At 66.0% G+C, this 13,724-nt stretch carries 12 protein-coding genes and 1 pseudogene; 7 read left to right on the top strand and 6 right to left on the bottom strand.

From position 1 onward, the window contains the following. Positions 1 to 24: 24 nt before the first annotated feature. On the top strand, positions 25 to 2,268 hold the full coding sequence (locus DPM12_RS21375; protein WP_112260378.1) for an FAD-dependent oxidoreductase: 2,244 nt from the start codon (positions 25 to 27) through the stop codon (positions 2,266 to 2,268). Positions 2,269 to 2,520: 252 nt separating this feature from the next. Here DPM12_RS21375 and DPM12_RS21370 read toward each other — a convergent pair whose 3' ends face one another. After that, positions 2,521 to 3,270 carry a TioE family transcriptional regulator gene (locus DPM12_RS21370; RefSeq protein ID WP_112260377.1) on the bottom strand — a complete coding sequence of 250 codons (750 nt, stop codon included), beginning with the start codon at positions 3,268 to 3,270 and terminating at the stop codon, positions 2,521 to 2,523. A 125-nt stretch (positions 3,271 to 3,395) separates the two neighbouring features. On the opposite strand from DPM12_RS21370, the gene uvrA reads away from it, so the two are divergent. After that, complete coding sequence (gene uvrA, locus DPM12_RS21365; protein ID WP_112260376.1) at positions 3,396 to 5,930, top strand: excinuclease ABC subunit UvrA; 2,535 nt, start codon at positions 3,396 to 3,398, stop codon at positions 5,928 to 5,930. 43 nt (positions 5,931 to 5,973) lie between these two features. Here the strand turns inward: uvrA and DPM12_RS21360 are convergent, their stop codons facing one another. Next, a complete protein-coding gene (locus tag DPM12_RS21360; RefSeq protein ID WP_112260375.1) occupies positions 5,974 to 6,639 on the bottom strand; it encodes a VOC family protein in 666 nt (221 codons plus the stop codon). A gap of 90 nt (positions 6,640 to 6,729) precedes the next feature. On the opposite strand from DPM12_RS21360, the gene DPM12_RS22975 reads away from it, so the two are divergent. The 3 genes from DPM12_RS22975 to DPM12_RS21340 all read left to right on the top strand — a co-directional run bounded on the left by DPM12_RS22975 (position 6,730) and on the right by DPM12_RS21340 (position 8,233). After that, complete coding sequence (locus DPM12_RS22975) at positions 6,730 to 7,284, top strand: CGNR zinc finger domain-containing protein (protein ID WP_158542995.1); 555 nt, start codon at positions 6,730 to 6,732, stop codon at positions 7,282 to 7,284. Positions 7,285 to 7,296: 12 nt separating this feature from the next. Then, the gene (locus DPM12_RS21345) at positions 7,297 to 7,830 is read left to right on the top strand and encodes a TrmH family RNA methyltransferase (protein ID WP_211659210.1); all 534 of its coding nucleotides are present in this window, start codon (positions 7,297 to 7,299) and stop codon (positions 7,828 to 7,830) included. A gap of 85 nt (positions 7,831 to 7,915) precedes the next feature. Continuing rightward, positions 7,916 to 8,233, top strand: a complete 318-nt coding sequence (locus DPM12_RS21340) for a hypothetical protein (protein WP_123788529.1) — start codon at positions 7,916 to 7,918, stop codon at positions 8,231 to 8,233. On the opposite strand, the gene DPM12_RS21335 is transcribed toward DPM12_RS21340, so the two are convergent. The 3 genes from DPM12_RS21335 to DPM12_RS21330 all read right to left on the bottom strand — a co-directional run bounded on the left by DPM12_RS21335 (position 8,204) and on the right by DPM12_RS21330 (position 11,916). After that, complete coding sequence (locus tag DPM12_RS21335) at positions 8,204 to 10,957, bottom strand: GDSL-type esterase/lipase family protein (protein WP_112260371.1); 2,754 nt, start codon at positions 10,955 to 10,957, stop codon at positions 8,204 to 8,206. The two genes, DPM12_RS21340 and DPM12_RS21335, sit on opposite strands and share 30 nt — an antisense overlap. 107 nt (positions 10,958 to 11,064) lie before the next feature. Next, complete coding sequence (locus DPM12_RS24185; RefSeq protein ID WP_281269695.1) at positions 11,065 to 11,193, bottom strand: hypothetical protein; 129 nt, start codon at positions 11,191 to 11,193, stop codon at positions 11,065 to 11,067. Positions 11,194 to 11,568: 375 nt separating this feature from the next. Further along, the gene (locus DPM12_RS21330; protein ID WP_158542994.1) at positions 11,569 to 11,916 is read right to left on the bottom strand and encodes a hypothetical protein; all 348 of its coding nucleotides are present in this window, start codon (positions 11,914 to 11,916) and stop codon (positions 11,569 to 11,571) included. Positions 11,917 to 12,084: 168 nt separating this feature from the next. Here DPM12_RS21330 and DPM12_RS21325 point away from each other — a divergent pair, with 168 nt between their 5' ends. Next, complete coding sequence (locus DPM12_RS21325; protein WP_112260397.1) at positions 12,085 to 12,594, top strand: type 1 glutamine amidotransferase domain-containing protein; 510 nt, start codon at positions 12,085 to 12,087, stop codon at positions 12,592 to 12,594. 75 nt (positions 12,595 to 12,669) lie between these two features. Further along, positions 12,670 to 13,368 carry a 3-keto-disaccharide hydrolase gene (locus DPM12_RS21320; RefSeq protein ID WP_211659209.1) on the top strand — a complete coding sequence of 233 codons (699 nt, stop codon included), beginning with the start codon at positions 12,670 to 12,672 and terminating at the stop codon, positions 13,366 to 13,368. Positions 13,369 to 13,378: 10 nt separating this feature from the next. Here DPM12_RS21320 and DPM12_RS21315 read toward each other — a convergent pair. Then, a pseudogene (locus DPM12_RS21315) lies at positions 13,379 to 13,724 on the bottom strand (hypothetical protein); the annotation flags it as partial.

The following is a 13,724-nucleotide window of genomic DNA, read 5'->3' as shown; positions in this document are numbered from 1 at the left end:
CCGACCCCAAGAGGATTGACGAATATGCGAGACGAGTCTGTCCAGACCGACCTGACCGTGGTCGGCGGTGGCCTTGCGGGCGTGTGCGCGGCGATCGCCGCTGCGCGCCTGGGCCGCAGCGTTGCCCTGGTGAACAACCGGCCGGTGCTGGGCGGGAATTCGTCCAGTGAGGTCCGCGTGTGGGTCTGTGGTGCCACGGCGCACGGCCGGCAGCGCTACGCCCGCGAGACCGGGATCATGGGAGAGCTGTACGTGGAGAACCAGTACCGCAATCCCGAGGGCAACCCGTACTACTGGGACACGGTCGTTCACGAAGCGGTGCGTGAGGAGCCCGGTATACAGACGTTCCTGAACACGGACGTTCACGAGGTGGAGGCGAGCGATGACGGCTCCCGGCGACGGGTCGACGCGATCACCGGGTGGATGCTGGGTTCCGAACGGCGGATCCGGTTCGAATCGCCCATGTTCGCCGACTGCACGGGCGACGGCCTGATCGGGCACCTCGCCGGTGCCCGGCATCGCATCGGGCGCGAAAGCCGGGCCGAGTACGACGAGCCGTGGGCGCCCGACGTGGCCGACGACATCACGCTCGGCAGCACCCTGCTGTTCTACACCAAGGACGTCGGCTATCCGGTCAAGTACGTCCCGCCGTCGTTCGCCGTCGATGTCACGAAGACGCCCATTCCCGAGCGGCGGATCATCCGGTCCGGAGATAACGGATGCGCCTACTGGTGGATCGAGTGGGGCGGCGAGATTGACACGGTCCACGAGAACGAGCGCATCCGCGACGAACTGTGGGCGGTCATCTACGGGATCTGGGACTACATCAAGAACTCCGGCAACTTCGATTCGGACACGATGGAGCTCGAATGGGTCGGGACGGTGCCCGGAAAGCGTGAGTATCGTCGGTTCGTCGGCGACTACACGCTCACCCAGCACGACATCCTCGCCCAGACGCCATTCGAGGACCGCGTCGCGTTCGGTGGCTGGTCGATCGATCTGCACCCACCGCAGGGCGTCTACGCCACCGAAGCGGGATCGAAGCACTGGCATCCGAACGGCACGTACCACATCCCGCTGCGCTGCCTGTATTCGGCGAACGTCGAGAACCTCTGGTTCGCGGGCCGGGACATCAGCGCCTCCCACGTCGCCTTCGGCACCACCCGGGTGATGGCGACGTGCGCGGTAGTGGGACAGGCTGTAGGCAGTGGCGCGGCGGTCGCTCAGAACCTCGGCGTCACTCCGCGCGAGCTGGCCCGCGACCATCTATCCGAGCTGCACCAGGCGATGCTGCGTGAGGACGCGTCGATCCTGGGGGTGCGCAACGAGGATCCCGCCGACGTCGCGCGCGCGGCGACGGTGACGGCGTCCAGCACCCTGACCCGGTTGGCGGTCCGCCCGGAGCCGACCGGCGGCAGGCGGTGGCCGTTGACGGGCGATGTCGGAACGATCGTGCCGGTGGACCCCGAGCTGACCGAAGTGGGGCTGCTGGTCGAAGCCGCGGCGGATACCGAGCTGGAGGTCGAGCTGTTCGATACCGGGCGCGAGCAGAACTACGTTCCGCACGAGCGGGTGGGCGGTGCCGTCGCCCCGATCGCCGCCGGGCCAACCCGGTGGGTCTGGCTCGACCTGCCGTGGCGGCCGGAAACGCCGCGCAATGCCTTCGTGGTGGTGCGGGAGAATCCCCAGCTGACGATCTTCACCAGCGGAATCGCCGAGCCGGGCGTGCGCAGTTACTTCTACCGGCCAGCTCCGCCGAACGCCGATTTCGATCAGCCGTTGCTGGAATGGCCCAAGCTCCGCGACTGGCAGACTTTCTGCGTGGCGGTACGTCCGGACACGGCGGCATACGAGCCGGACAAGGCCGTCGGCGGGTATGCGCGCCCCTGGGCGGGTCCCCAGCTGTGGGCGTCCGAGCCGCTGTCCGGCGACGGTGGTGAGTGGCTGCGGCTGGACTGGGAGCAGCCGATCCCTGTGCGACAGGTAGAGATCATCTTCGACGACGATGTCGACGAGTACCTGATCAACCTGCATCACTGGCGTACGCCGTTCGAGGTGCTTCCGACCCTAGTCCGCGAGTACCGGATCGAGGTCGACGCGGATGGGACGGGGGACTGGCGCGTCGTGCTGTCGGAGCGGGCGAACCGGTGGCGCCGGCGCGTGCACCGGCTCGACATTCCGACGTCTGCCCGCGCACTGCGGCTCGTCGCCGAGGCCACCAACGGCGCACCACGGGCACATGTGATCTCCCTGCGCGTGTATTCGTAGGTGCGACGCGCATCCGTGCCACGGCTGAGCCTTGCGCTGGGCCTCCGCCCCTTGCCGCTGACAAACGAACCGACATCATCAAGGCGATGGCCTCGACAATGTCGGTTCCTTCGTCGCCGCCGCTCGGTACCACCCCACTCGGTGCCGGGTCGGGCGGTGACGAGAGGCTGGAACGAGAGCACTTCTTGGGCCTGCGCAACGTCCAGAAGGCAAAATCCGGCTCTGGACGTTCCACAGGCCCAAGAAGTTAGATCATCCACCTGCGCCACCCGCATCGGCGCCGGAGATCTGCTCGCCGGTGATGTAGCGATGGAGGAGGCTGGCGCCTTCGAGCATGGCGGTCGAGCGCTGTATCAGCTGCTTCTGGCGCTGTTCGATCGCCGCGCGGAGCGCGTCGGTATTTCCGGTGTGGCGGAGCCCGTCAAGCACGGAACGGATCTGCGGGAGAAGGTATCCGCTCTGCCGCAGCATGTGGATGATTCGGGCATCCCGGATATCGGCCGGGTCGAAGCTGCGATACCTGGTGCCGTGTTCGCGCCGTGGCGCCAGGAGGCCGGCGGACTCCCACACGCGCAGCGCGGAGGCGCGTATGCCGAGGTAGGCGGCGACCTCGCCGATGCGCATGCCCGAACGCCCCGGAGCCGAGCTGTCCGGGTTCTCCTCGGCCACCACTTCCAGGGCGTTCTGCGTCGCTTCCAGGGACAGCCGTTGTTCGTGCAGCGCAGCGTGCCCGGCATCGATGAGGGTGAGAGTCTGGGGGATGTCCCCGGCGTGCACGGCCCGCATGATGGCCAGGGCGGTGTCCGTTCCGTATCCGCGGACGAGCGCCCGATACGTCAGCAGGGCGTTCCGGTGCCGCGCGTCGTAGCTGCGATAGCCGGAGGGCGTGCGTGGAGCCGCGGGTAGCGCGCCAGCCTCTTCGTAGTTGCGGACCTGCTGTGTCGAGATACCCGCCGCCCGGGCGAGATCGACCGGCCGCAGCCGTTTCCCTGCCCGATCCATCGGTTCGCCAGTCGATGCCAATGCCTTTTCTCCGCTAGTTGAGAGTTTTTCTGTATAGGCACGATGAAATTCGAGGTTAGCTCAGACAAAGTTTACGCAAGTACTTCAATGAGATACTTGAAGGTATGGATTTCGGAGTTGGTGAACGAATTCGGGTCATTGGAGCGCGCGAACACAATCTCGCGAATATCGATGTCGACGTGCCCAAACGCCTGCTGACCGTGGCCACCGGGGTATCGGGCTCGGGCAAGTCGTCGTTGGTGTTCGACATTCTGCACAAGGAAGGCCAGCGCCAGTACCTCGAATCGCTGGGTATGGTGACGGGGTTCGTGAGCAAGCCGGCGGTGGACTCGATCACCGGCCTGTCGCCGTCGATCAGTGTCGATCAGCACCTGACGAATCGCAGCCCGCGTTCCACCGTCGGAACCGCAACGGAGGTCTTCACCTATCTCCGCGTGCTGTGGGCACGCATCGGCTACCAGGCGTGTCCGGAATGCGGGCAGGGCGTCCCACCGGCGTACCGGGTGAGTGGCGATGAAGTATGGGACGACGACGTCCCCGGTGGCGAGCCGGAGGAGACACCAGAGGCGGGCCCGACCGTGCCCTGTCCCCACTGCGGAACACCCGTGGCGGAGCTAGTGATGGGAAATTTCTCGTTCAACAAGCCTGCCGGTGCGTGCCCCACCTGCACCGGCCTCGGAACGGTGTTCGACGCGGACGTACAGCGCCTGGTGGACGACGAGCGCAGCGTGGCCGGAGGAGCCGTCGTCGGCTGGCATCCTTCGCTCACTGCGCGCAACATCTCGGTGCTCCAGGCGGCCGCGCGGCACTATGGTTTCTCCTTCGACGCCGATGCGCCGGTGAGGGAACTCGGAGAGACGCAACGTGACCTGCTGTTCTATGGCGTCGACAGTCCTGAATTCCGCCGGCACGTCCCCGACATCGAGCCACCCGCGACCGTCACGGGCGGGCGATTCGAGGGTGTGGTGACGAACGTGCTGCGGCGCTATGCGGACCGCATCGAGGACGCCGACTACCGTGAGAGGGCGGAGCACGTCCTGGTCACGCAGACGTGTCCGGACTGCCGGGGCACGCGTCTCCGTCCCGAGAGTCGACGCGTCACGGTCGCCGGGCGGACCATCATCGATGCGCTGCGTTTGCCCCTCGACGAGCTTGCGACCTGGATCGATTCCCTCCGGGGTCAGATCACGGCCGAGGAGTGGCTGGTGGCCGAGCCCATCGTCGTCGACCTCGAAGAACGGATCCGCCGCCTGGTCGACGTCGGCGTCGGGTACCTCACGCTCGGCCAGCCGACTCCCAGCCTCTCCGGAGGTGAAGCCCAGCGGCTGCGATTGGCCGCCCTGCTGGGTTCGGGGCTGACGGGGGTGCTGTACGTGCTCGACGAACCCACTATCGGACTGCACCCGGCCGATACGGAGCGGCTCATTGGCGTGCTGCGCCGTTTGCGTGACCTGGGGAACACGGTGCTCGTGATCGAGCACGATCTCGACGTGTTGCGAGCAGCCGACCACGTCGTCGATATCGGACCCGGTGCGGGTCGGCATGGCGGGCGCATCGTGGTGACGGGTACGCCGGACGAGGTGGCCGCGAGCCCGGACTCGGTGACGGGCGGCCACCTCGCAGGGCAGTTGGCCACACCCGTGCCGGAAACCCGCAGAGCGGGCGACGGGACGGCATTGATCATTCGCGGGGCGAGGGAACACAACCTCAAGGAGGTCACCGTGCGGCTGCCGCTCGGTCTTCTCGTCGCGGTTGCCGGGCCGTCGGGCTCGGGCAAGTCGTCGCTGATGCTCGACATCGTCAGCCGCGCCGCGCGGCAACGATTCTACGGCGCCATCGAGACATCCGGAGCGCACGATGGGATCGACGGGTGGGAACACCTCGACAAGGTCGTGACCATCGACCAGCAGCCCATCAGCCGCGTGCCGCGCTCGAATGCGGCGACCTACTCCGGGGCGTTCACGCCGATCCGCGAGGCGTTCGCCGCGACGGCCGGGGCCCGGGAACGTGGTCTCACCCCTGGGCATTTCTCGTTCAACGTTCGTGGAGGACGATGCGAACGTTGCGAGGGCGCGGGCGTGCTCGACGTTCAGATGCACTTCCTGCCGGCCGTGCAAGTGCGCTGTCCGAGCTGCCGTGGACGCCGTTTCCAGCCCGCCGTGCTGGCGGTGACGTATGGCGGCCGCGATATCGCGCAGGTGCTCGACATGACTGTCGCCGAGGCACTCGACATCTTCGGCGACGTGCCGGCGATCTCGTCGCGCTTGCAGGTAATGGCCGACGTCGGCCTCGGATACCTGCCGCTGGGCCAGCCCGCGACGACGTTATCCGGGGGCGAAGCGCAGCGCATCAAGCTGGCGAAGGAACTGGCCCGGCAGGGCACGCGGAAGGGCGGTGCCGGCGCGCGGGCACTGTACCTGCTCGACGAGCCGACGGTCGGCCTGCATGCGGCGGACACCGCGTGCTTGCTGGATGTGCTCCAGCGACTCGTCGACGCCGGGAACACCGTCGTGACCATCGAGCACGACACTGACGTCATCCGCGCGTCGGACTGGGTGATCGAGCTCGGCCCGGCGGGCGGCGTCGGCGGTGGTCAGATCGTGGCCGAAGGAGCGCCGGAGGACATCCAGCTGGCGTGACGACCGCGTGGCGACGACCGCGCGGTGACGCGTGGCGTGCCGCTCACGTCACGAAGGCGCAGAACTCGTTGCCTTCGGGATCGGCGAGGACGTGCCAGTCGATGTCGCCGCCTTTCTCCCGCAACATGGTGGCACCTCGATCGAGCAAGGCATCGACGTCGCTGGTGGTCACGTCCCAGTGGATGCGGTTCTTCGTCGACTTCGGCTCCGGGACCGGCACGAACACGAACGATTCGAACGGCGCCCCGGGCATGGGTTCGATCGACCACAGCCCGTGCGCCGAGTCGAATCGTGCCTCCCCGCCCACGACGTCGGCCCACCAGGTGGCCAGGGACCGCGGTTTCGCACAGTCCACGATGACGGCGTACAAGCGGTAGTCGTCGACGCGGTCCCGCTCGAACGCGCAGAATTCCCCGCCTTCGGGGTCGGTCATTACCGTCCAGCCATCGGCATGGTTGAGCACGGTGGCGCCGAGTTTCTCGAGCTCGTGGACCGATGGTGTGCGGACGTCGACGTGCACTCGATGTTTGGTGGTCTTCAGTTCCGGAACCGGATTGATCCAGATGGTCTGCTCGGGTGCCTGTCCTTCGAGGTGACCGTTGCTGTCGTGCGCCACATACGACAGCCCGAGCGCCCGGGCGTAGAACTCGCCGAGTACGCGGGGATTCTCGGCGTCGAAGCAGAGGTCTTTGAAGCGAGCGAGTGCCATAGTCGCCTATCCTCACACCAGCAAAACAGTTTCGCCGGTAGTGTCTTTCACACCGTCGAAAGTGTCAAGGAGGTGTGGGAGCATGGCAGGGTGAGCGCGAGAACCGGCGTCCCACCTCGGCTGTGGCTGGTGGAATCGTTCCTCAACTCGGTCGACGTCGCTTCCGGCGCGGACGATCTGGTCGACGCCGACCATTTCCGCGCCTGGTTACGCGCGCACCACCGGCCCGCCGACGCCGGGCACGTCACGGCGCCGGACCTCGAGTGGGCGCGACAGCTGCGCGCCGCGCTGCGTGACGTGCTGCGCCGGCATCATGGCGACAACACGAGCATCGACGCAGACGGGCTCACCGAGCTCGCGCTGCCGGCGGGTCTCGGCGTGGCGTTCGACGCCGACGGGGACGCCACCGTGCGTCCCGCAGGTGTGGGCGTGTCACGATTCCTGGCCGAGGTCCTGGGCGCGACGGTGCTCGCGTCGATCAGCGGTGAGTGGCGGCGCCTGAAGCTGTGCTCGGCGCCGGAATGCGAAGTGGTCTATTACGACGGTTCCAAGAATCGCTCCAAGAGGTGGTGCTCGATGCGGATCTGTGGAAACCGGAGCAAGACCCGGAGCTACTACCGGCGCAGCACCGGCGTCGTGCCCTGAGACGATGTGACGGTGGCTCACCATGTCCAGCGCAGCATCGTAGTTCTCGCGCACAACTTGCGTTCGGTGTTCAACGTGGGCTCGTTGCTGCGGACCTCCGACGTCTTCGCGGTGGAGCGCGTCTACGTGACCGGGTTCACGCCCTACCCGTCGCAGTCCGACGACTCCCGCGACCCCGCCTTGCAGGCTAGGCTGACCAAGCGGATCGCCAAGAGCGCGGCGGGAGCGGAGCGAACCATGCCGGTCACGCACCAACCAGACGTTTACGCGCTGCTCGAATCGCTGCGTACGGATGGGTATACGGTGGCAGGGCTCGAGATCGACGACGGCGCGGTCACGATCGCCGAATATCACCCGCCGGATCGGATCGCCCTGCTGCTCGGCGACGAAGTGCGGGGCATCGACGCCTCGCTGCGGGAACACTGCGACGTGCTGTTGCAGGTTCCGATGTACGGGCAGAAGAGCTCGCTCAACGTCAGCGTGGCCGCAGGGGTCGCGCTGTACTGCCTACGGACCCACGGCGACGACGGCGCTGGGCATCGGTGAACTATGTCTAAGCGATCGCCGTACCCGTTCCGGGCCATCAGACCACCCTCGACCGGACACGGTTTCGATGGCTACGCTGCGCGTCATGGCCGGGACCAGCGATAGGCACGAGTCTCCTCGTCCTACAGGCTGGCGAGTGGCCGTCGTCGGGATACTGGGCGTGCTTGGAACGATATCTGCCATCGGCTTCTGGCTGTCCCTCTACGTGGAGAACGCCAGTTTTGGCGGACCTGACGAGGAACCCCGATCCGGAATGCTCGTCGGCTACGGCGCCGGGCTGGTCATCTCACTGGCCGTTCCGGCAGCCGTAGCCGTCGCCCTACTCCGTAGCCGCTGGTGGTGGATACTCCTTGCGGTAGCCGTCGGCGCCGCTCTAGCCGTGTCTACCGCTGGTGTGAGCTGACCGCTGCGCGCCACACGAGCCGGAGGCCAGGAGGAAACCAGCCATCCCGACGACGATGGCGGCCAGCCAGACGTAGATGGCTATACCGGCACCGGTGTCGGGAAGTTCGTCGTCCGGGTCTTCGGTCGGCTCGGGCGTCGGTTCTGGATCCTCTCCGGGCAGGCTGACGGCGTCGCATGCGCGGAACTTCCGCTCACGTTCGTCGTTCAACACGCCGGTGGCACACAACTCCACCTCATCCCCGGCGAATCCGAGGTCGTCATAGCGTGCCGTCACGACCACATCGTCGTATCCGTCGTCGTTCACGTCACGCACGTCTACCGTATCGGGCTCGACCTGCGCCGGGCCCAGCCGCAGAGTGTTCTCGTCGATGGCCGCCTCGGCATCGAAGATCTCTGCTGCCAGCAGCGCGAATTCGACGTCGGTGCCGAGCTCCGTTTGTCCCTCCTCCAGCAGCACCTTGCCGGCGACGAGCGTAGACGTCGCAAAGTCAGTCAATCCTTCGTCGTCGGTGACCACCAACGTCACGCTGACCGGTTCGGTGGAAGACACGTCGACCTGCCCGGTCGCCGCGTCCACCACTTCGTCGGCATCGGCAAACTCGACATACCACTGGTGCGAGGCGATGCTGCCGTCGGGATCACTCGATCCCGTGCCGTCCAGCTCGACGGTGTCGCCGGCGCGGAGTGCCGTCGCCGCGGCCTCCGGGCGCTCGTTCGGTGCATCCTCGTTATAGGTCGACAGATACACTGGTTCGCCGCCGGGATCGACATCGGAGCCATGGCTCTCGATGGTCCACTCGCCCGGTTCTGGATCCACCAGCTCGAAATGCTCGTAAGCGGGCCCGTTGCTGTGGTCGGCGAGCCCCTCGAGGTCCTCGCGAGAGTACTCTTCGCCGGACGGCGAGCGCAATGTCGTCACGACGTCGCTTCCGGGCCAGCGCAGCACCACGGTGGTTCGCACGGTGCCTTCCTCGACCACATACGCTGTGGTGACAGTCTCGCCGGGCTCCACGACGAAGCTGGGATCGTCCTCATCGGTGAGCACCTCCTCGACTTCGGCAGCCATGGCCTGGTGGCCGTCGGCAGTAGGGTGAATCCTGCCCGAGGAGAGCAGCGGGAAGATCCACTCGTCTCCGGTTTCACCACACAGCTCGTGCCCGATGAACCGATCACTCGGGTTCGCGAAGCGGTATCCGAACCGCTCGGCCTCCGTCTCGAGAATGCGGTTGATTTCTCCGATCTTCTCGACAATCCATCGCTGGTCAGCCTGCTTCACCGCCTCGCAGCGCGCGCCTGGCAGGTACCGGCCTTCACCGCCGGCCGGATAGAAGCGGGGATATCCGACGGCGACCAGATCGGCGAACGGTGAACGCTCCCGGACGTCAGCGAGGATCTCGGCATACGGGTGAATGTCAGCCTTGCTGTCGCTTCGGCCGGCGAGGTTGTCGAACGCTTCCCGTACCCGCTCGGTGACACGCTCGTCACCGTGACACGTGTTGAAGGGGAGTAGTTCCCATCCATCGATGCAGTCTTGGAGCACCGTGCCAAATCCCGCGTCGTTGCCACCGATGGAGAATGTGACCAGCCCCGTGTCGTCGGCCAGGTAGTCCAGCTGAGGTTCCTCACCCCAATGCTCGCGGCCCTCCGCCACGGAGTAGAAGTCATCGGTAACCGCTCCCTGGCACGCGTGGAACGAGTTGTTCAGATCTAAGCTGCTGGCCAGCACTTCTGAGTAGGCCCTGGTCGAGCGCTGGCAATCGTTGCCATCCTCTTCGTGGGTCCCATCGTGGTAAGGGTCCACCCCGAACCCGGACGAGTAGGAGTCGCCGAGGCTGACGTATGCCTGCGGATCGACCTCCTCAGCTCCTGGCTCGCAGTCTTCTTCCACATCAGCGACCTCGCCGACGCGAATGTTGTCGATCAGGATGGTGGAGTCGAAGATACCGTCGCCGACATCGAAGATGGAGAAGTACAGAGATTCGGGCCCGGGTTCGAGCGGCGTGGCGGCCGTCAGCAGCGTGGTGCCGCCGTCATAAGTAGTGCCGCCCGCTTCCTCCTCGGTCATGGTCGCAGCTCCGGCTGCATTGATCGTGATGGGATTGCCCTCTTCGTCGAAGGCGAAGTTGCGCGGCGCTTCGACATCCTGGTCCCCCACGGACCACGTCGTTTCCCCGACCTCCGCTACGAACGCATCGTTGAAACTCGTCCCGACGAACTCGGGGAATTCTTCGGACAAGAATCGAAAATCCACGCCGAGCAGACAGTTGGCGGTCTCGGGGACGTCGAGATCGATACGTAGCACGGTCGGGTCGTTCACGCCTCGATCGGTGGCTCCGAAGTCGCTTGACGTGTTCCCCGAGTCATTCGGATCGTAGGCCATCGACGCGTCGCCCGTGGAGAGCATGACGAATTCGTCGCCCTCGCGAGGAAACCCGCCGATCGGATCGCCACCGACGATCGCGGCAGAGCTGTCTGGTGGCCCGGTCTCGAACTCGGCACCCACGAGAACATCGGGGTCCCCGAGTGCGGAGGCGAATTCGTCTGCCGGGGCCGCAGGTTGCCGGTCGCCTTCTACCTGACCGGGCTCACCGGCGGATCGAGACGGATCCTCCGACTCCTCGGCCGATGCGGCCGATCCAGCCGAGATGGCGAGTAGTGACGCTCCAACCAGGGGAACTCCGATGTTCCGGGCGTACCGTGCGGAACCGGTGATACGATCCATGACCAAGATCCCCAGTGATTTGTATGCTGACCTTCAACGAGCGGTACTGTAGCGTGTCAAGTCCGCTCGCGATACCCCTATACAGAGTCGGCACCCGAGGCGTCTTGTCAGCCGGCCGGGAACTTGAGCGCCTGCGACTCCGAAATGCTCATGCCGAGATGCCCCTCCGTCGGCGCGAGCGACACGACGCTGGTGAGCCCGCAGCCACGGTACTGATCATCAATGATCGTCAACATGGACATGTGCACCGTCGTCAAGGATTACGTGGAATAGATCGCGGGGGACGAACGAGCGCGAGACCGATCCGCCGGGGGTTGTCGTGGATGGCGTTCGGGTCGGCAAAATCGTGCGGATCCGGCCGGCCGCTCGGAGTCGGACTGCCGCTTGGGGGTCTGGACTGCTGCTCGGATCCGGCCTTTCGCGTGTAGAAGGGGCGAAGTGCCTCGACGGCATCGATGTTTCGTACGGTGAGGTTGATGTCGGGAGCTGGCAGAGGAGGGCGTCGTTCGGAGTTGCGGCAGTCGAGCAGGCGGATGCCGGGCTGCGGAGTCGCGAGCAGCGTCGCTGGCTGGAGCGGCTCGACCGATGACGATGACCGGAGGTACGTGCGCTCAGGCGACGATGCGTCCCTTCGTGTTCTTCCTGGTTGGCGTCCATCCCCGGCGCTGCGAACCGCGTGGCCTGGGTGTGAACGACGAGCCCGTCAACGGATCGATCTGGGCCATGCTCAGGCGCTCTTCGGCTTCACCACGGCGGTCCCGTTCCCGGTTCGCGACGTTGATCAATCGCATATCCCGGCCCGCGCCGAACACCGCGCCACCAGCCAGGAACGCGAGTACCGCCACGACGACGAGATCGGGCATCACGTTCCCTCCCTCGTACGGAGCGTCCGGCATCTCCACCGGACGTGGAACCAACTGCGGATTCGTTTCACATACCCACACAACGGTGTCGATCACGTCCATATTTCGGTCAATTCGTGAGGGATTCCGAGATGTGCATCACATGCTCGTCCGAGTCCGAGGGGCGGAGGCCCCGGTACACGTCCGCTGCCCACGGCCGTGAATGTCGACGGCGCTGGCCGGTAGGCTCGGCGGAACGAGCACGTTGGCCAAGGAGTGCACACCATGCCAGGTCAGATCGGGATCCTCATCGCGGATCTCTTCGATGAGCAGGAGTTCATCTACCCCTTCTACCGGGTCCAGGAAGCAGGCTTCGCCGTCACGGTGATCGGCTCGCACGCCGAGCACACCTACCGGTCCAAGGCGGGTTTCCCCAAGACATCCGACGCGGCCGCGGTCGGGTTCGAGGCGGCTACGCTCGACGGCCTCATCGTGCCGGGTGGATTCGCGCCTGACTACATGCGCCGGGACGGCGCCATGCTGTCTCTCGTCGCCGCGGTCGACGACGCGGCCAAACCACTCGGCGCCATCTGTCATGCCGGATGGGTCTTGATCAGCGCCGGCGTGGCCAAGGGGCGCCAGCTCACCGGATACTCCTCCACCCGGGATGACCTGGTCAACGCGGGGGCGTCGTACTCGGACGAGCGAGTGGTCACCGACGGCAATCTCGTGACCGCGCAGCACTACGTGGACCTGCCTGGATTCACGGCCGCCTTTCTCGGCCTCGTGCGTTGACCAGCTGCGGGCCGCCTGGATGAAGCCTGGCGCGTCCCTGCTGGCCACCTCGCGACATTCGGGAGGATGACGCGGATGTCGCCGATTCGCATCGCGGCCATGGTGGCGTACGTCGTGGTGCTTGCCGTGCCGTCGTGCACCCCTGCGGGCCCGGACGACGGCCAGTCCGGTGCGGACGCCCCGGCGCTAGGGGACAGGGCTCCGTCGGCAAGCCCTCCCGGGGACGGTGACCGCACGTTGCTCGACGGAACGCCGGAGAGCCTCGACGAGTGGCGGATGACCGGGCCCGGCGAGTTCGTCCTCGAGAGCGACGGCAGTGTCCGCACCGTGGGAGGTATGGGTCTGCTCTGGTATCCGGAATCGTTCGGCTCGTACCGTCTGAGGCTGGAGTGGAAGGTGGCCGGGGACGACAATTCCGGGGTGTTCGTCGGCTTCCCCGACCCGGGCGACGACCCCTGGGTCGCTGTCGAGCACGGATACGAGATCCAGATCGATGCGACCGACGAGCCGGACCGGACGACGGGAGCGATCTACGGGGTCCAGGGTGCGGATGTCAACGCCCGGGACGCGGCGTTGAATCCTCCGGGTACCTGGAACGCGTACGAGATCGTCGTCGAAGGCCAGGCCATCGACGTGTACCTGAACGGTGAGCTGATCAACCAGTTCGAGGATTCGGATCCGGCACGCGATCTCTCTGAGGGGTTCATCGGACTACAGAATCACGACGACGGCGACGAGGTGTACTTCCGGCACATCCGAATCGAGCCACGTTGACCTGGAACTGTCAGTGCAGGACCTCGTCGAGGGTGTGGGCGGTGAGGACGCGGGTGGTCCAGGTTTCGAGTTGGTCGATGGTGGCGGTGTGCACGGTGTCGAGTGTGCTCTGGGGTAGGGGGCCGAATTTGAGGGTGAGTAGCTGCACGAGTGCTTCGGTGCGCCCGCGGGCTTCGCCGCGGGCCTCGCCGCGGGCTTCACCGCGGGCTTCGCCTTCGGCGCGGAGCATGTCTGCGGTGGTCATGTAGGCCTCCTCTGCCTCGGGTCCGAGTTGGGCGAACAGGTCGTGCAGTTCGTCGGTGGGTGCCTCGCCTACGGTTTCAATGTACGTCAAAAGCGTGATGAAGTCGTTCTTG

Source organism: Phytoactinopolyspora halophila, assembly GCF_003287285.1.
GTDB lineage: Bacteria > Actinomycetota > Actinomycetes > Jiangellales > Jiangellaceae > Phytoactinopolyspora_A > Phytoactinopolyspora_A halophila.
Note: the sequence above shows the minus strand (reverse complement) of the source record. Positions and strands in the feature narration are given on the sequence as shown.